This is a genomic window from Lysobacter sp. Root667 (genome assembly GCF_001427715.1).
Taxonomy (GTDB): Bacteria; Pseudomonadota; Gammaproteobacteria; order Xanthomonadales; family Xanthomonadaceae; genus Lysobacter.
In genome coordinates this window covers 109,997-126,051 of the sequence record NZ_LMHF01000001.1, presented here as the reverse complement: position 1 = coordinate 126,051, position 16,055 = coordinate 109,997, and the positions used below count along the sequence as shown (strand labels likewise).

At 69.6% G+C, this 16,055-nt stretch carries 17 protein-coding genes; 13 read left to right on the top strand and 4 right to left on the bottom strand.

Features of this window, described 5'->3' with window-relative positions; genetic code table 11:
• The first annotated feature begins 92 nt into the window (after positions 1–92).
• The 9 genes from ASD78_RS00540 (at position 93) to ASD78_RS00500 (ending at position 7,017) form a co-directional block, all read left to right on the top strand.
• Positions 93–695, top strand: coding sequence for a 4'-phosphopantetheinyl transferase superfamily protein (locus ASD78_RS00540; protein ID WP_082575357.1), 603 nt, complete (start codon positions 93–95; stop codon positions 693–695).
• Positions 696–728: 33 nt separating this feature from the next.
• Complete coding sequence (gene rsmG / locus ASD78_RS00535) at positions 729–1,424, top strand: 16S rRNA (guanine(527)-N(7))-methyltransferase RsmG (protein WP_055907500.1); 696 nt, start codon at positions 729–731, stop codon at positions 1,422–1,424.
• Between the two features lie 101 nt (positions 1,425–1,525).
• A complete protein-coding gene (locus tag ASD78_RS00530) occupies positions 1,526–2,341 on the top strand; it encodes an AAA family ATPase (protein ID WP_056097713.1) in 816 nt (271 codons plus the stop codon).
• Complete coding sequence (locus tag ASD78_RS00525) at positions 2,338–3,240, top strand: ParB/RepB/Spo0J family partition protein (RefSeq protein ID WP_055907493.1); 903 nt, start codon at positions 2,338–2,340, stop codon at positions 3,238–3,240. The genes ASD78_RS00530 and ASD78_RS00525 overlap by 4 nt, the downstream gene beginning before the upstream one ends.
• A 47-nt stretch (positions 3,241–3,287) precedes the next feature.
• Positions 3,288–4,046 carry a suppressor of fused domain protein gene (locus ASD78_RS00520; RefSeq protein ID WP_056097712.1) on the top strand — a complete coding sequence of 253 codons (759 nt, stop codon included), beginning with the start codon at positions 3,288–3,290 and terminating at the stop codon, positions 4,044–4,046.
• An 86-nt stretch (positions 4,047–4,132) separates the two neighbouring features.
• Entirely contained in the window at positions 4,133–4,579 is a 447-nt protein-coding gene (locus tag ASD78_RS00515) for a hypothetical protein (protein ID WP_056097711.1), read from the top strand.
• 206 nt (positions 4,580–4,785) lie between these two features.
• Positions 4,786–5,751, top strand: a complete 966-nt coding sequence (locus ASD78_RS00510; RefSeq protein WP_056097710.1) for an NAD-dependent epimerase/dehydratase family protein — start codon at positions 4,786–4,788, stop codon at positions 5,749–5,751.
• A 193-nt stretch (positions 5,752–5,944) separates the two neighbouring features.
• Complete coding sequence (locus ASD78_RS00505) at positions 5,945–6,676, top strand: glycosyltransferase family 2 protein (protein WP_056097709.1); 732 nt, start codon at positions 5,945–5,947, stop codon at positions 6,674–6,676.
• A gap of 5 nt (positions 6,677–6,681) precedes the next feature.
• Positions 6,682–7,017, top strand: a complete 336-nt coding sequence (locus tag ASD78_RS00500; RefSeq protein ID WP_055907477.1) for a lipid-A-disaccharide synthase N-terminal domain-containing protein — start codon at positions 6,682–6,684, stop codon at positions 7,015–7,017.
• Between the two features lie 101 nt (positions 7,018–7,118).
• Here the strand turns inward: ASD78_RS00500 and ASD78_RS00495 are convergent, their stop codons facing one another.
• Positions 7,119–7,514, bottom strand: coding sequence for a GFA family protein (locus ASD78_RS00495; protein WP_055907476.1), 396 nt, complete (start codon positions 7,512–7,514; stop codon positions 7,119–7,121).
• A gap of 326 nt (positions 7,515–7,840) precedes the next feature.
• Here ASD78_RS00495 and rpmB point away from each other — a divergent pair, with 326 nt between their 5' ends.
• From rpmB to ASD78_RS00480, 3 genes are all read left to right on the top strand, one after another.
• The gene (gene rpmB / locus ASD78_RS00490; RefSeq protein ID WP_055907473.1) at positions 7,841–8,077 is read left to right on the top strand and encodes a 50S ribosomal protein L28; all 237 of its coding nucleotides are present in this window, start codon (positions 7,841–7,843) and stop codon (positions 8,075–8,077) included.
• Positions 8,078–8,088: 11 nt separating this feature from the next.
• Positions 8,089–8,253 (top strand): 50S ribosomal protein L33, encoded by a 165-nt coding sequence (gene rpmG, locus ASD78_RS00485; protein ID WP_036168663.1) that lies wholly within the window; start codon positions 8,089–8,091, stop codon positions 8,251–8,253.
• 312 nt (positions 8,254–8,565) lie between these two features.
• A complete protein-coding gene (locus tag ASD78_RS00480) occupies positions 8,566–12,006 on the top strand; it encodes a PAS domain-containing hybrid sensor histidine kinase/response regulator (RefSeq protein WP_056097708.1) in 3,441 nt (1,146 codons plus the stop codon).
• Between the two features lie 28 nt (positions 12,007–12,034).
• On the opposite strand, the gene ASD78_RS00475 is transcribed toward ASD78_RS00480, so the two are convergent.
• Positions 12,035–12,568, bottom strand: a complete 534-nt coding sequence (locus ASD78_RS00475) for an SRPBCC domain-containing protein (protein WP_056097707.1) — start codon at positions 12,566–12,568, stop codon at positions 12,035–12,037.
• A gap of 65 nt (positions 12,569–12,633) precedes the next feature.
• Positions 12,634–13,302: a response regulator transcription factor gene (locus tag ASD78_RS00470; RefSeq protein WP_055907463.1), complete on the bottom strand. Its 669-nt coding sequence runs from the start codon at positions 13,300–13,302 to the stop codon at positions 12,634–12,636.
• Positions 13,303–13,391: 89 nt separating this feature from the next.
• On the opposite strand from ASD78_RS00470, the gene ASD78_RS00465 reads away from it, so the two are divergent.
• Positions 13,392–13,766 (top strand): endonuclease domain-containing protein, encoded by a 375-nt coding sequence (locus ASD78_RS00465; protein ID WP_056097706.1) that lies wholly within the window; start codon positions 13,392–13,394, stop codon positions 13,764–13,766.
• A 203-nt stretch (positions 13,767–13,969) separates the two neighbouring features.
• Here ASD78_RS00465 and acs read toward each other — a convergent pair whose 3' ends face one another.
• Positions 13,970–15,922, bottom strand: a complete 1,953-nt coding sequence (gene acs, locus ASD78_RS00460; protein ID WP_056097705.1) for an acetate--CoA ligase — start codon at positions 15,920–15,922, stop codon at positions 13,970–13,972.
• Positions 15,923–16,055: the final 133 nt, after the last annotated feature.

Sequence of the window (16,055 nt, the reverse complement as noted above, 5' to 3'; positions counted from 1 at the left end):
ATCGATCGCGGCCTAGCGCCGCGTCCCCGTCTTTAGCTTACGCTGGCGCGCTGGCGTTCCGCCAAACGATTGTTCATGTCCCTGACCTACCGATGACTCCCACCGACTCCGCGCCGCGCTGGATCTGGCAGCCGCACACGCCCGGCCATGCCGCCGAGGCGCAGGCGCGGACCTGGCTGGCCGAACAGCTGGGCGCCGCGCCGCAGGCCCTGCGCCTGGGCCGCGACGGCCGCCAGCGCCCCTACCTGGAAGCGCCGTACGAGCGCTGGGACTGCAACTGGAGCCACAGCGGCGACAGCCTGCTGATCGCCCTGACCGCGCGCGGACGGGTCGGCGTCGACCTGGAACGGCTGCGCCCGCGGCCACGCGCACTGGCGGTGTCCGATCGCTATTTCACCGCCCCGGAAACCGCCTGGCTGAACGCCCAGAGCGACCGCGACCGCGCCTTCCTGCGCCTGTGGTGCCTGAAGGAAGCGGTACTGAAAGCGCACGGCCACGGCCTCTCGTTCGGCCTGCACCGGCTGCGTTTCGAAGAACGCGACGGCCGCCTGCTGCTGGTCGACAGCGACCCCGCCTTGGGTGCGCCGTCGGAATGGCGGCTGCAGGAACTGGCGCCGGCGCCGGGCTACGTCGGTGCGCTGGCCTGGCGACCGTTCGCCGACGTCGCGGCGCCCGCCGGCACCGGTGCGACCTGAGCCCGGCCGGCGCCATCGGCGATACTGTCGCCGATGAACGCACCCGCTCCCCTCCCCGCCGGGCTCCGTCGCGAGCTCGAAGCCGGCCTGTCCGCGCTGGCCCTGGATCCGGCCCTGGCCGCGCCGCTGCTGGACTATCTGGCCCTGCTCGCGCGCTGGAACCGCACCTACAACCTCACCGCGGTGCGCGACCCGCAGGAGATGGTGACCAAGCACCTGCTCGACTCGCTGGCGATGCACCCCTACGTCGACGCGATCGCGCAGCGCGGCGGCGCCCTGGCCGACCTGGGCACCGGCGCCGGCCTGCCCGGGATCCCGCTGGCGATCGTCAAGCCGGGCCTGCGCGTGACCCTGGTCGAGAGCAACGGCAAGAAGGCGCGCTTCATGCGCGAAGCCCTGCGCACCCTGGGTTTGAAGGACGCGCGCGTGGCCGAATCGCGGATCGAGGCCTTCGCCGAGCCCGGCGCCTACGACGCCATCACCGCGCGCGCCCTGGCGACCCTGCCGCTGATCCTGGAACTGGGCGGCCACCTGCTCAAGCCCGACGGCGTGCTGCTGGCGATGAAGGGCGCCCACCCGGTCGACGAGATCGCCGCGCTGCCCGCGGGCTGGCGCGTGCGCGCGTCGCACCCGCTGGCGGTGCCGGGGCTGAATGCCGAGCGCCATCTGGTCGTGGTCGACCGCGCCCCTGCCGGCCCCGGGCCGGACGCGGACCGAAATGACGCATGACGGACCGCGAACGCGTCCCGTCCGGGCATAATCCCCAGTCCGACCGGCGCCCGGCGCCGTCCGAATACACCTCACAGCCGGTACAGCAGGGGACGAGCCGCATGGCCCGCATCATCGCCGTCGCCAATCAGAAAGGCGGGGTAGGCAAGACCACCACCGCGGTCAACCTGGCCGCCGCGCTCGCGCGCACGCCCAAGCGCGTGCTGCTGGTCGACCTGGACCCGCAGGGCAACGCCACGATGGGCAGCGGCATCGACAAGCGCACGATCGAGGACTCGATCTGCGACGTGATGCTGGGCGAAGCCGACGCCGCCTCGATCCTGGTGCGCGCGCCGGAAGAGTTCGACCTGCTGCCGGCCAACATCGAGCTGACCGCCGCCGAAATCCGCCTGATGGGCGAGGACGCGCGCGAGCAGCGCCTGAAGAGCGCATTGGCGCCGCTGCGCGCCAACTACGACTACATCCTGATCGACTGCCCGCCGGCGCTGTCGCTGCTCACGCTCAACGCGCTGACCGCGGCCGACTCGATCATCGTGCCGATGCAGTGCGAGTACTACGCGCTGGAAGGCATCAGCGCCCTGCTCGACACCATCAACGCGCTCAAGGCCAGGCTCAACCCGGACCTGGAGATCGAAGGCGTGCTGCGCACCATGTTCGACGTGCGCAACAACCTCGCCAACGCGGTCTCGGCCGAACTGACCAATCACTTCGGCGACCGCGTGTTCCGCACCATCGTGCCGCGCAACGTGCGCCTGGCCGAAGCGCCCAGCCACGGCCAGAGCATCGTCGGCTACGACAAGGCCAGCCGCGGCGGCATCGCCTACCTGGGCCTGGCCGGCGAAGTGCTGCGCCGCCAGCGCGAGCGCGACCAAGCCGCCAAGACGGCGCAACGCGACCACAAGGAGACCGTGGCATGAGTGCGGCCAAGAAGCGCGGCCTCGGCCGCGGGCTGGAAGCCCTGCTCGGCCCCAAGGCCGCCGCCGAGGCGCCGATCCTGGAAGCCACCGAAGCCGACGTGATGCGCAAGCTGCCCGTGGACGCGCTGACCGCCGGCAAGTACCAGCCGCGCAAGACCTGGGACCACGACAAGCTCGCCGAGCTGGCCGAGTCGATCAAGGCCCAGGGCGTGATCCAGCCGATCGTCGTGCGCGACATCGGCGGCAAGCGCTACGAAATCATCGCCGGCGAACGCCGCTGGCGCGCGACCCAGCTGGCCGGGCTGACCGAAATCCCGGTGGTGATCCGCGAAGTCGACGACCGCACCGTGGTCGCGATGGCGCTGATCGAGAACATCCAGCGCGAAGATCTCAACCCGCTGGAAGAAGCCACCGCGCTGCAGCGCCTGATCGACGAATTCGACCTCACCCACGCCCAGGCCGCCGAAGCGGTCGGCCGCTCGCGGGTGGCGGTGTCCAACCTGCTGCGCCTACTGGAGCTGCCGGCCGAGATCCGGGTGCTGGTCGAGACCCGCGCCCTCGACATGGGCCATGCGCGCGCGCTGCTGACCCTGGCGCCGCAGGCCGCGATCGCGCTGGCGCGCCAGGCCGCCGAACTGGGCTGGTCGGTGCGCGACGTCGAACACCGCGTGCAGCAGCTGGCCGCGGGCAAGGTCCCCACCGGCAGCGGCAAGCCCAAGCCGACCAAGGCCAAGCCGCAGGCGGACATCGCCACGCTCGAGCGCGAGCTGTCGGAATCGCTCAACACCCAGGTCAACGTGCTGCACGGCCGCGGCGGCAAGGGCCGCCTGGTGATCCATTACAGCGACCTGGACTCGCTCGACGGCGTGCTGGAAAAGCTGCGCGGCAAGGTCGAATAAGGCCCGGCACGCAGCGACCACGGCCGGACCTGAGGGGGGAGGCGGACATGGCGGAAGACCAGACGGAAAACCAGGCGGAAGGCGCGGAAGGCAGGAAGGCCGAGGTGGTCAGCCTCAGCGGCAGCCCGATCTACCGCTACGACGCAGCGCCGGAGTGGGAGCCGGTCCAGGGCGAGATCTGCCTGGAACAGATTTCCGAGCATATCGAAGCCCATCTGGGCCCGATCGGCAGCGTGTTCCATGAGCTGGCCTCGGACCTGGTCCACATCGACGTGCATTTCCTGCCGGCCAGCGAGAACCAGCCCTACGTCCGCCTGGTGACCTCCGGCATGAGCGACCTGGCGATGGCGGTGCCCGAAGGCTCGGACGCGCCGCGCTATCTGGAATTGATCGCGACCCTGCCGGCCGACTGGCGGCTCGACCAGGAATCGATGAAGGACGAGCGCTGGTACTGGCCGGTCCGGCTGCTGAAGATGCTGGCGCGCTTTCCGCACAAGCACCGCACCTGGCTGGGCTGGGGCCACACCGTCGCCAACGGCGACCCGCCGGAGCCCTACGCCGACGGCACGCGCCTGGATACGGCGATCCTGCTGCCCTCGGTCAGCGTGCCCGACGGCTTTCACCGCCTACGCATCGACGACGACAAGGAGATCCAGTTCCTCGCCGTGGTGCCGATGTACCCGGAGGAGCGCGAGTTCAAGCTGCGCAAGGGCACCGACGGCCTGCTGGACAAGTTCGCCGACCTCGACGACATCATCGACCCGACCCGGCGCAACGTCGCCAAAAAACGTTTCGGCCTGTTCTGACATCCCGGCGCGATAAGCTCCGCTTCCACGGCCGCCCCACTTCCACCCCTCGTCCAAAGCCCATCGCAATCACCAAGGAGATGCATATGAAACGGATAGCCCTCGCGGCCCTGCTGCTGGCCCCGTCCCTGGCCTTCGCCCAAGCCTACGCCCGGGCCGGTGCGACCTGCCCCAGTCTCAACAGCGCCGACCTGGCCTGGACCGAGCGCAGGGGCGACGACTACACCCTGTGCTACCTGGAACTGCCGTCCAACATCGCCGCCGGCAAGGGCCTGGGCGTGTACCTGGGCTCGCGCAGCTTCAAGCCGGACAAGAAGGCCCGCGCCGAAAAGGGCACGGTCGGCAGCCAGCAGGTCGTCTGGTACAAGAAGGCCACCGTCAACGACGCGCGTCCGTTCTCACGCGAAACCACGATCGTGCTGCCCGGCGAAAAGCCCAAGAGCAAGGTCCGGGTCTACGTCTGGATCGACGCGGCCACCCAGTCCGAGCTCAACGAAGCCTTCGGCCTGGCCAAGCAGCTCGTGGTGAAGTAAGCGCGACCGGCGCGGCGGACTCCGGCCAGCGCGCGGAGTCTGCTGCGCTTCAGGCGCGGGCGGCCATGCTGGCGCCCGCGTATCGGTCGCCCGCGCATCAGTCGCCACCGCGACGACGCGGTTCCGACCCGGGATCGCCGACATTGTCGATACGGTAACCACCGCCAGCGCATGCTTCCCGCTCCCGAATCCGTCACCATCGCCCCATGACCCTTCTCGTCACCGGCGCTGCCGGTTTCATCGGCAGCTACGTCTGCCGCGCCCTGCGCGCCCGCGGCCAAGCCGTGATCGGGCTGGACAACTACAACGACTATTACGACCCGCAGCTCAAGCGCGACCGCGTCGCCGCGCTGTGCCCGGACACGGACATCCGCGCCATCGACCTGAGCGACCGCGACGGCCTGGCCGCACTGTTCGACGAGGTCGCGCCGACCCGGGTGATCCACCTGGCCGCCCAGGCCGGCGTGCGCTATTCGCTGACCCACCCGCACGCCTACGTCGACAGCAATCTGGCCGGCTTCGTGAACCTGCTGGAGCTGTGCCGCCATCGCGGCGTGCAGCACTTGGTCTACGCCAGCTCGTCCTCGGTCTACGGCGACTCGGCGGTGCCGCCGTTCTCCGAAGACCAGCGCGTCGACCAACCGCGCTCGCTGTACGCGGCGACCAAGGCCGCCAACGAGCTGATGGCGCACACCTACGCCCACCTCTACGGCCTGCGCGCGACCGGCCTGCGCTTCTTCACCGTCTACGGCCCCTGGGGCCGCCCGGACATGGCGCCGCTGCTGTTCTCGCGCGCGGTGCTGGCGGGCCGGCCGATCCAGGTTTTCAACCATGGCCGCATGCGCCGCGACTTCACCTTCGTCGACGACATCGTCGCCGGCGTGCTGGGCGCGCTCGAACACCCCTCGCAGGACGAGCCGCCGCACCGCGTGTTCAACCTGGGCAACCACACCCCGGTCGAGCTGGAACATTTCATCGGCGTGATCGAGGCCGCCGCCGGCCGCACCGCCGAAAAGGTCTACCTGCCGATGCAGCCGGGCGACATGGTCGAGACGATGGCCGATACTGCGCGCGCCAAGGCCGCGTTCGGGTTCGAGCCGACGACCTCGATCGAGACCGGGCTGCCGCAGGTGGTCGCCTGGTGCCGGGACTATTTCGGCGCCGACGCCTGACTCTTCGCCGCCCCGCCGGAGCGGGCGCGTGGGGCATGGATCGCGGCCCGGCGCCGGTTTCGAGCGCTGCCGGTTCGTAGGCGTCGCTCCCGATCGAGGCCGTGCGTCGTACCCTCTTACCGGCCCCTGTTCCGATGCTCGGGGGCCCCGCACCGCCAATCCCGGCTCATGCGAGCCGCGACGAGTCCGCTAGATGACCGCAAACCATAGCCCCGAACTGTCCGTCGTCGTCCCCGTGTTCAACGAGCAGGACAATGTCGCCCCGCTGGTCCACGAGATCACCGCCGCCTTGCGCGGCGTGGCCGACTTCGAGATCGTCTACGTCGACGACCGCTCGCGCGACGGCACCCTGGACGCGCTGCGCGCGCTCAAGGCGCAAGTGCCCGAGCTGCGCGTGGTCCACCACGTCAGCCAGAGCGGCCAGAGCACCGCGATCCGCAACGGCGTCAAGGCCGCGCGCGGCGCCTGGATCGCGACCCTGGACGGCGACGGCCAGAACGACCCGGCCGACATCCCCAAGCTGCTGGCCAAACGCGCCGAATCCACGCCCGACATCAAGCTGTTCGCCGGCTGGCGGGTGAACCGCCAGGACTCGGGCAGCAAGCGCTGGGCCTCGAAGTGGGCCAACGCGATCCGCAGCCGCATGCTGCGCGACGACACTCCCGACACCGGGTGCGGCATCAAGCTGTTCGAGCGCGAGGCCTTCCTCGACCTGCCGCACTTCAACCACATGCACCGCTACCTGCCCGCGCTGATGCAGCGCGCCGGCTGGAAGACGGTCAGCGTCCCGGTCAACCACCGCGCCCGCTCCACCGGCGTGTCCAAGTACAACAATCTCAACCGCGCCCTGGTCGGCATCAGCGATCTGCGCGGCGTCGCCTGGCTGATCAAGCGCGGCAAGGTCACCTCCACCGAAGAGGTCTGAGACGCATGGACTTCATGAATTCGCCGATCGAGTGGCTGGCCTGGACCGGCCTGCACATGTCGCCGTGGAAGCTGATCGGCCTGACCGGCGCGCTGATGTTCGGCGGCCGCTGGCTGGTCCAGTTCGTCGCCAGCAAGCGCCACGGCAAGCCGGTGATCCCGCGCGCGTTCTGGTACATGAGCCTGATCGGCAGCGCGATGACCCTGAGCTACTTCGTGTTTTCGCAGAAGCAGGACTCGGTCGGCGTGATCCAGAACCTGTTCCCGGCCTTCACCGCCGCCTACAGCCTGTACCTGGACATCAAGCACCGCGGCTGGCACCGGGATCGCGCCGGGCACTAGCCGGACCCGCATGCGCGGCGGGGCGGCTTGCCCGCCCTGCCGATCCGCCGGGACCGCCGTGCGGCAGCATGGGTACGGCGGCAATCGCGTCGCCCCCCGCCTCAATCGATGTGCTCGATCCCCTCGGGCAAGCCCACCCAGGCATGCCGGCGGACTTCGTAGACCGAGTGAGCCGGCGCCGGGTAGCCCGGCTCGGCAAAGTTCCCGACCGCGACCGCGACGTGGCCCGGCACCGCCTCCAGCTCCCAGTAGACCGTCGAGCCGCAGTCCTGGCAGAACCGGAAGCTGGCCAGGCTGCCGGTATCGCCACGGCGCTCGAACCGCCCGGAACGGCCCTCGAGCAGGCGCACCCGCTCGCGCGGGTAACGCGCCTGAACCCCGAACGCGCTGCCGGTGCGGCGCTGGCATTCCAGGCAATGGCAGACCGAGACCCGGACCGGCTCGCCCTCGCAAGCCAGGCGCAATTGGCCGCAGGAACAGGTGGCTACGCGGATCATGGGCACCTCGTGGGGTCGCTGTGGAAAGGGCGGAACGCCGCGGACGGCGATTCGCGGCCCTGAAGGATACTGCGCCGGCCGGGCCGACCGACCCGCCTGCGCGGCCAAGTGCTTGTCCCGGCTCGGATTTACCTGCATAATGCGCGGCTCGCTGTGTCCGACGCACCCTTAGGGGCAAGTCCGGACGGGACCGGAAGCGCGAATCCGACCCGTGCCGCCCAGCTGAGGTAATCACCCGTATCGCGCGCTGTCCGCGGATTTCCGCGCCGACGGCGGGGCCGCCGCCTCCCTGGCCAAGGGAAGCATCCAATCCTTTCGAGGTGCACATGTCCCGCGTATGCCAAGTAACGGGCAAGCGAACGACGACCGGCAACAACGTCTCGCATGCCATGAACAAGACCCGCCGCCGCTTCCTCCCCAACCTCCACGAGCGCCGCTTCTGGGTCGCCAGTGAGAACCGTTGGATCAAGCTGCGTGTTTCCGCCAACGCCATGCGCACCATCGACAAGAACGGCATCGACGCCGTTCTGGCCGATCTCCGCGCCCGCGGCGAAAAGATCTGAGGACCTGACCCATGGCTTCCAAGCGCGACAAGATCCGACTGATCTCTTCGGCCAACACCGGTCACTTCTACACGACCGACAAGAACAAGAAGAACACCCCGAACAAGATGGAGGTCAAGAAGTACGACCCCGTCGTTCGCAAGCACGTGATCTATAAGGAAGGCAAGATCAAGTGATCTTCCGGCCCGTTCGCGCGGCGCGCGAACGGCTTTGCCGGTAGGTCATCCCGCGCAGGCGGGGATCCATGCCTCGCGAGAAACCCGCCCACAAGGCGGGTTTCTTGTTTTTGGCCCCTCTCTTTTGGGGCCGGCGGAGCGGTGATGGCGTGAGGATCCAGAGCATTCGCGCTGCGCGCTCATGCCCTCTCTCGCCTGCGGGAGAGGGGTTGGGGTGAGGGCGGCCGCCCCACCTAAGACTTTCGTAGCCCCCAAGCCTCCCCCGCCTCGCCCGCCGTACACTCGTTAATCCGAATGCGGAGTGGTCCTGCGGTGATCCCAGGCTGGATATTGCTGCTGGTGTCGGCCGGCTACGTGGGCCTGCTGTTCGCGGTCGCCTACTACGGCGACCAGCGCACCGCGCGCATCCCGAAGCTGCGCTGGCTGCGCCCGGCCGTGTATTCGCTGGCGCTGGCGGTGTACTGCTCGTCCTGGACCTTCTACGGCGCGGTCGGCACCGCCGCGCGCACCGGCCTGGGCTTCCTGCCGATCTACCTGGGCCCGCTGCTGATGCTGGCCTTCGGCTGGCGCATCCTCGAACGCCTAGTGCTGATTTCCGGCGAGCACCGCATCGTCTCGATCGCCGACTTCCTGTCCTCGCGCTACGGCCGCGCGCCCGGCCTGGCCGCGCTGGTCGCCGCGGTCGCCCTGACCGCCGCGGTGCCCTACGTCGCCCTGCAGTTCAAAGCCGTGGCCATGAGCGTGGAAGTGCTGGCCGGCGTGCCCTCCGACGCCAGCCTGCTCGCCGATCCGGCGTTCTACGTCGCGTTGATGCTGGCGGTGTTCGCGATCCTGTTCGGCACCCGCCAGATCGACGCCACCGAGCACCATCACGGCATGGTGCTGGCGGTCGCGCTGGAGTCGCTGGTCAAACTGGTCGCCTTCGTCGCGATCGGCCTGTTCGCGCTCGCCCACCTGCCCGGCGACGGCAGCCTGGCCGCACGCGTGGGCCAGGCCGCGCACGTGGTCACCGCGCCCGGGTTGCCGCCCGGCTTCGTCGCCCAGACCCTGCTCGCCTTCGCCGCGATCCTGTGCCTGCCGCGGCAGTTCCACGTCGCCGTGGTCGAATGCCAGGACCCGAACGACCTGCGCCCCGCGCGCTGGCTGTTCGGCGGCTATCTCGCCCTGATCAGCCTGCTGGTGGTGCCGATCACCCTGACCGGCCAGGCCGTGCTCGCAGGCAGCTCGGTGTCGCCGGACACCTACGTGCTGGCCCTGCCGCTGGCGCTGAAGCAGGAAACCCTGGCGCTGATGGTCTACATCGGCGGCTTCTCGGCCGCGACCGGCATGGTGATCGTGGCCAGCGTCGCCCTGGCGACCATGGTCAGCAACGACCTGATCGTGCCGTTGCTGCTGCGCAGCGGCGCCCTGCGCGAAACCCAGGGCATCGACCGCCAGGTGCTGTGGGTGCGGCGCGCGACCATCCTGGTGCTGGCGATGATGGCCTACGCCTACCACCGCGCCTCGGTCGGCGCCGACAGCCTGGCCCAGCACGGTCTGCTCGCGTTCGCGGCGGTCGCGCAGTTCGCGCCGGCGCTGATCGGCGGGCTCTATTGGCGTGGCGCGAGCCGCGCGGGCGCGTTCGCCGGCCTGCTCGCCGGCGCGCTGCTGTGGCTCTACACCCTGCTGCTGCCGGCGCTGGGACGGGTCGGCTGGATCGACACCGGCTGGATCGAGCACGGGCCGCTGGGCGTGTCTTGGCTGCGGCCGGAGCAGCTGTTCGGGCTCACCGGCTGGGACGCGCTGACCCACGGCACCTTCTGGTCGCTGCTGTTCAACATCGGCGCCTTCCTGTTCGTCTCGGTGCGGCAACGCCCGCGCCTGCAGGAGCAATTGCTCGCCGCGACCTACCTGGATCCTTACGTGCAGCGCCCGGCCCTGGGCCCGGGCGGCTGGGCCGGCAGCGTGCGCAGCGGCGAACTGCTGACCCTGGCCGAACGCATCGTCGGCGAACGCCACGCGCGCCGCGCATTCGAGGAATACGCGCAGGCCCGGGGCCGCACCTGGCTGCCCGACCAGCCCGCCGACCGCGCCCTGGCCCAGTTCACCGAACGCCTGCTGGCCTCGGCGATCGGCGCGGCTTCGGCGCGGCTCACCCTGACCAGCGCGCTGCGCGGCTCGGGCATGGAACTGGGCGAAGTCGTGGCCCTGCTCGACGAGGCCAACCAGGAACTGCGCTTCAATCGCCAGGTGCTGTCGACCACGCTGGAGAACATCAGCCAGGGCGTGAGCGTGGTCGACCGCGACATGCGCCTGGTGGCCTGGAACCGCCGCTACCAGGAATTGTTCGACTACCCCGACGGCATGCTCTACGTCGGCCGTCCGGTCAGCGACCTGATCCGCTGGAACGCCGAACGCGGCGAGATGGGCCCGGGCGACATCGACGCCCAGGTGCGGCGCCGCCTCGCCCATCTGCGCGCGGGCGCCTCGCACGTGTTCGAGCGCGTGCGCGCCAACGGCCAGGTGATCGAAATGGTCGGCCGCCCGCTGCTCGGCGGCGGTTACGTCACCAGCTACAGCGACGTCACCGACTACAAGCGCTCCGAACAGGCGCTGCGCGAGGCCAACGAGACCCTGGAGCAGCGCGTCGAGCAACGCACCCAGGAAGCCGAAGCCGCGCAGCAATCCAAGACCCGCTTCCTGGCCGCGGTCAGTCACGACGTGCTGCAGCCCTTGAACGCCGCGCGCCTGTTCACCACCGCGCTGCGCGAAACCACCGACGCCGACGAACAGACCCGCCTGGCCGAACGCGTCGACGCCTCGCTGCGCGCGGCCGAAGACCTGCTCGACGGCCTGCTCGACATCTCACGCCTGGACGCCGGCGCGCTGCGTCCGGAACTCACCGATTTCGATGCCGGCGAACTGCTGCACGAACTCGCCGCGCAGTACGCGCCCAGCGCCGCCGGCCGCGGCCTGCAGCTGCGCGTGCGCGTGCCCGCCGACGAGATGCCGGTGCGCAGCGACCGCCGCCTGCTGCGCCGCGCCCTGCAGAACTTCATCGCCAACGCCCTGCGCTACACCCGCGAAGGCGGCGTGCTGATGGCCGCGCGCGCGCGCGACGGCCAGGTCGAACTGCAGGTCTGGGACACCGGTCCGGGCATCCCCGAGCATCATCTGGAGCAGATCTTCGACGAGTTCCGCCGCTTCGATCAGCCCGGCGTCGGCGGCGAACGCGGCCTCGGCCTGGGCCTGTCGATCTGCCAGCGCATCGCGCGCACGCTCGACCACCCGCTGCAGGTGCGCTCCCACGTCGGCCGCGGCAGCGTGTTCTCGATCGCGGTGCCCTGCGGCCGCACGCCGCGCGCGCGCGCCGTCGCGGCGCCGGCGATCGCCGACTCCCTGGCCGGCCTGCGCGTGCTCTGCGTCGACAACGACCTGGAGATCCTGGACGGCATGCGCACCTTGCTGATGCGCTGGCAGGCCACCGCCCTGGTCGCGGCCACGGTCGACGAAGCGCTGGCGCTGATGGATCAGCGGCCCGATGTGGCCCTGGTCGATTTCCATCTGCACGACCGTCTCGACGGCCTGGGCGTGGTCGATGCCCTGCGCGAGCGCGCCGGCCGCATCCTGCCGGCGGCGCTGCTTACCGGCGACGGCAGCGACGCGCTCAAGCTGGCCGCGCGCGAACGCGGCTGCCGGGTGCTGACCAAACCGATCAAGCCGGCTTCGCTACGCGCGTTCCTGGCCGCGCAGCGGCAGACCGTGCAGGCCTGAGGGCGAACTCGGGCGCGCCATCGGCGGCCTACGGCAGCGCGGCGTCGGTCCGCGCGGCGTCTGCGGCTTCGCAATAACGCTGCAACGCCGCCAGCGTTATTTCCCAGTAGTAGTTGATGTGCCCGTACACCGCGTAGTTGTTCATGTTGCTCAGGGTCAGGTCCAGGCGCGTGCCGGCGCCCGACGGGCTCATCTCGAAGCGCAGCACGGTGTGATTCTCGAGCGCATCGGACATCACCCTGCGCGACAGCGAACTCCAATGCGTGTACTGCAGCAGCCGCGGCGGCTCGAACGCCTGCACCACGCCCTTGTTCTCGAAGCGCAGGCGGTCGTGCAACACGCCACGGAATACGATCGGGCCGCCGACCCGCCAATCCGTCTCGACCGCGAAGGCCTCGTCGGACATCCAGGCTGCGATGCAGCGCGCATCGGTCATGGCCTGCCACACGCGTTCGGGCGGCACGGCTATCTCGACCGATTTGGTCACGCGCTCCGGGAATTCCTGGCCCGCCTCGAATCTCAGGCTCGATCCGGGCTCGTTCTGGCGCGCGTCGTCAGTCATGCGGCCGCAAGCTCTTGCCTTCGCATGCGTATGCGGCGATCGACAGCGGCATGCACATCCGCGAGCTACTCGCCCTCTTCCGCCGGCAGCACGATCGCGCCCGGATCCAGCGCCAGACGTCCGGCGATCAGCACCGCCTGGGTGCGGTTGTTGGCGCCGAGCTTGCGCAGGATCGCAGTCACGTGCGCTTTCACCGTGGCCTCGGACACGCCCAGTTCGTAGCCGATCTGTTTGTTGAGCAGGCCCGAACCCAGCATCTGCAGCACGCGGAACTGCTGCGGGGTGAGATCGCGCAGGCGTTGCGCCGCGTCGTGCTCGTCGGCGGCCGCCGCCGGTGCCGACAGCGCGGCCGGCGGCGCCCAGCGATCGCCGGCCAGCACCGTCGAGATCGCCTCGCCCAGGGTCGCCGCGTCGGCCGACTTGGGGATGAAGCCGACCGCGCCATGATCGAGCGCGCGCCGCATCACCGCCGGCTCCTCGCGCGCGGACACCACCACGATCGGCAGCTGCGGATGCAGCGCGCGCAGATGCACCAGGGCGCTGAAGCCCTGCGCGCCGGGCATGTTGAGATCCAGCAGCAGCAGGTCGGCGTCGGACTCGGCCTCGACCAGCACGTACAGCGCGTCGACGCTGTCGGCCTCGCGCAGCACCGCGTCGGGCAGCACCCGCGCCACCGCGCCGCGCAAGGCTTCGCGGAACAGCGGATGGTCGTCGGCGATCAGCAGGGTGGCCACGGCTGCGCTCCTGGGCAAGGGTTTTCCGGGTCTGGCCTGCGGTGTGCACCGACTGTCGCGACCGTCGTATCGCGCGATCCAATGGCCGCATGCAGCCGTATCGACGCCAACTCAAATACCCGGTGCGGAGATTGCGGACGGCCATGACAGCTGCCGAACAGGCCTTGTGGTTCCGGCTTCGTCGGAAACAAGTCTTGGGCGTGCAGTTCTACAGGCAAACGCCGCTGCTGGACTTCATCGTGGACTTTTACGCACCCGCTGCCGGGCTGGTGATCGAAGTGGATGGAAGCCAGCACTGCGATAGAGGTCGTGCGCTTGCCGACAGGGCGCGCGACGCCGCCTTGGCTGGGCGCGGTTTGCGCGTGTTGCGATTCGATAATCGGCAGGTTCTTGTGGAGACCGACAGTGTGATGCTGGTCATCTGGCAGATCGTGGCTGAGCGGCTGTGCGGAGGAGAGCGTTAGGAGCGCCCCCCCCCTGCCCCCCTTTTTCAAAGGGGGGAAAGGCGAAAGGCCAAACGGCGGCGAAGACAGAGGACGCGAAAGGGGACGCGCTCCAGCGCAAGACGACCCATCCGCGGGAAACGACGCACCCGCAGACAGCGACGCCACAGATCCCCCCCTTTGAAAAAGGGGGGCCAGGGGGGATTTGCTTTTACTCGCCGCGATCACTTGCCCAAGCGCTCGCTGACCAGGCTATCCACCACCGACGGATCCGCCAGGGTGCTGGTGTCGCCGAGTTGGTCCGGCGCGTTCTCGGCGATCTTGCGCAGGATGCGGCGCATGATCTTGCCCGAGCGGGTCTTGGGCAGGCCCGGCGCCCATTGCAGATGGTCGGGCGTGGCGATCGGGCCGATCTCCTTGCGCACCCAGGCCACCAGTTCCTTGCGCAGGTCCTCGCTGGGCGCTTCGTCCGCGATCAGCGTCACGTAGGCATAGATGCCCTGGCCCTTGAGATCGTGCGGGAATCCGACCACCGCGGCCTCGGCGACCTTGGGATGCAGGACCAGCGCGCTCTCGACCTCGGCGGTGCCGATGCGGTGGCCGCTGACGTTGATCACGTCGTCGACGCGGCCGGTGATCCAGTAGTAGCCGTCGGCGTCGCGGCGGCAGCCGTCGCCGGTGAAGTAGCTGCCGGGGTAAGTCTTGAAGTAGGTCTCGATGAAGCGCGGGTGGTCGCCGTAGACGGTGCGCATCTGGCCCGGCCAGGAATCCAGCAGCACCAGGTTGCCCTCGGCCGCGCCTTCCAGCGCCTCGCCGTTGGCGTCGACCAGGGCCGGCTGCACGCCGAAGAAAGGCTTGGTCGCCGAACCGGGCTTGAGGTCGATCGCGCCGGCCAGCGGCGTGATTAGGATGCCGCCGGTCTCGGTCTGCCACCAGGTGTCCACGATCGGGCAGCGGGAATCGCCGACGACCTCGTAATACCAGCGCCAGGCTTCGGGATTGATCGGCTCGCCGACCGAACCCAGCAGGCGCAGCGATTTGCGCTTGGTGCGCGTCACCGGCTCGTCGCCGTCGCGCATCAATGCGCGGATCGCGGTCGGCGCGGTGTAGAAGATCGTGACCTGGTGCTTGTCGATCACGTCCCAGAAGCGCGACACGTTCGGATAGTTGGGCACGCCCTCGAACACCAGCGCGGTGGCGCCGTTGGCCAGCGGCCCGTACACGATGTAGCTGTGGCCGGTGACCCAGCCGACGTCGGCGGTGCACCAGTAGATGTCGTCCTCGCGCAGGTCGAACACGGTCTCGTGGGTGTAGGCAGCGTAGGCGAGGTAGCCGCCGGTGGTGTGCAGCACGCCCTTGGGCTTGCCGGTGCTGCCGGAGGTGTAAAGGATGAACAGCGGATCCTCGGCATTCATGCGCTCGGGTTCGCAGCTGTCGGGCTGCCCCTCGACCACCGCGTCGTACCAGCGGTCGCGCGGCATCTGCATGTCGACCGCGGCGCCGGTGTGGCGCACCACCAGCACGGTCTCCACCGAGTTCGTGCCCGGCAGCTTCAGCGCCGCATCGACGTTGGCCTTGAGCGGAATCTTCTTGCCGCCGCGCAGGCCTTCGTCGGCGGTGATGATGAGCTTGCTGGCGCAGTCGGCGACGCGGTCGGCGATCGAGTTGGGCGCGAAACCGCCGAACACCACCGAGTGGATCGCGCCGATGCGCGCGCAGGCCAGCATCGCGACCACCGCTTCCGGAATCATCGGCAGGTAGATGGTGATGCGGTCGCCCTTGCGCACGCCCAGCGCGCGCAGGGCGTTGGCCAGGCGGCAGACGCGCGCGTGCAGGTCGCGGTAGGTCACGTGCTCGGCCGGCAGGTTGGGATCGTCGTGCTCGAACAGCAACGCGGTCTTGTCGCCGCGCGTATCCAGATGACGGTCCAGGCAGTTGACGCTGGCGTTGAGCTCGCCGTCCTCGTACCAGCGGATGTGGAAATCGTCGAGCTGGAAGCTGACGTCCTTGATCTTGGTCGGCTTGCGGAACCAGTCCAGGCGCTGGGCGACCCGGCCCCAGAACGCTTCGGGCTGCTGCACCGATTCGGCGTACAGGCGCTCGTAGTCTTCCCGCGTGACCCGCGCCTGGGCGGCGAAGTCGGCGACGACGGGATAGACGGTGGCGGGCTGGTTCATGGGGTGCTCCGATGGGCGGTTGGACGTGGGACGTGGCGGCGGGACGTGGTCGGCAGGACACGGGACGCTCGCGCAGGCGCGGGCGAACCTCCAGTGTGCCGCATCCGCCACGATAGCCGCCCCGGCCGCGATT

Excerpts from the sequence above, each read along its gene's own strand:
- ASD78_RS00530 (WP_056097713.1), top strand. The coding sequence starts at position 1,526 with ATGGCCCGCATCATCGCCGTCGCCAATCAGAAAGGCGGGGTAGGCAAG.
- ASD78_RS00520 (WP_056097712.1), top strand. The coding sequence starts at position 3,288 with ATGGCGGAAGACCAGACGGAAAACCAGGCGGAAGGCGCGGAAGGCAGG.
- ASD78_RS00500 (WP_055907477.1), top strand. The coding sequence starts at position 6,682 with ATGGACTTCATGAATTCGCCGATCGAGTGGCTGGCCTGGACCGGCCTG.
- acs (WP_056097705.1), bottom strand. The coding sequence starts at position 15,922 with ATGAACCAGCCCGCCACCGTCTATCCCGTCGTCGCCGACTTCGCCGCC.
- rpmB (WP_055907473.1), top strand. The coding sequence starts at position 7,841 with ATGTCCCGCGTATGCCAAGTAACGGGCAAGCGAACGACGACCGGCAAC.
- ASD78_RS00495 (WP_055907476.1), bottom strand. The coding sequence starts at position 7,514 with ATGATCCGCGTAGCCACCTGTTCCTGCGGCCAATTGCGCCTGGCTTGC.
- ASD78_RS00510 (WP_056097710.1), top strand. The coding sequence starts at position 4,786 with ATGACCCTTCTCGTCACCGGCGCTGCCGGTTTCATCGGCAGCTACGTC.
- ASD78_RS00505 (WP_056097709.1), top strand. The coding sequence starts at position 5,945 with ATGACCGCAAACCATAGCCCCGAACTGTCCGTCGTCGTCCCCGTGTTC.
- rsmG (WP_055907500.1), top strand. The coding sequence starts at position 729 with ATGAACGCACCCGCTCCCCTCCCCGCCGGGCTCCGTCGCGAGCTCGAA.
- rpmG (WP_036168663.1), top strand. The coding sequence starts at position 8,089 with ATGGCTTCCAAGCGCGACAAGATCCGACTGATCTCTTCGGCCAACACC.
- ASD78_RS00475 (WP_056097707.1), bottom strand. The coding sequence starts at position 12,568 with ATGACTGACGACGCGCGCCAGAACGAGCCCGGATCGAGCCTGAGATTC.
- ASD78_RS00515 (WP_056097711.1), top strand. The coding sequence starts at position 4,133 with ATGAAACGGATAGCCCTCGCGGCCCTGCTGCTGGCCCCGTCCCTGGCC.
- ASD78_RS00525 (WP_055907493.1), top strand. The coding sequence starts at position 2,338 with ATGAGTGCGGCCAAGAAGCGCGGCCTCGGCCGCGGGCTGGAAGCCCTG.
- ASD78_RS00465 (WP_056097706.1), top strand. The coding sequence starts at position 13,392 with ATGCAGCCGTATCGACGCCAACTCAAATACCCGGTGCGGAGATTGCGG.
- ASD78_RS00540 (WP_082575357.1), top strand. The coding sequence starts at position 93 with ATGACTCCCACCGACTCCGCGCCGCGCTGGATCTGGCAGCCGCACACG.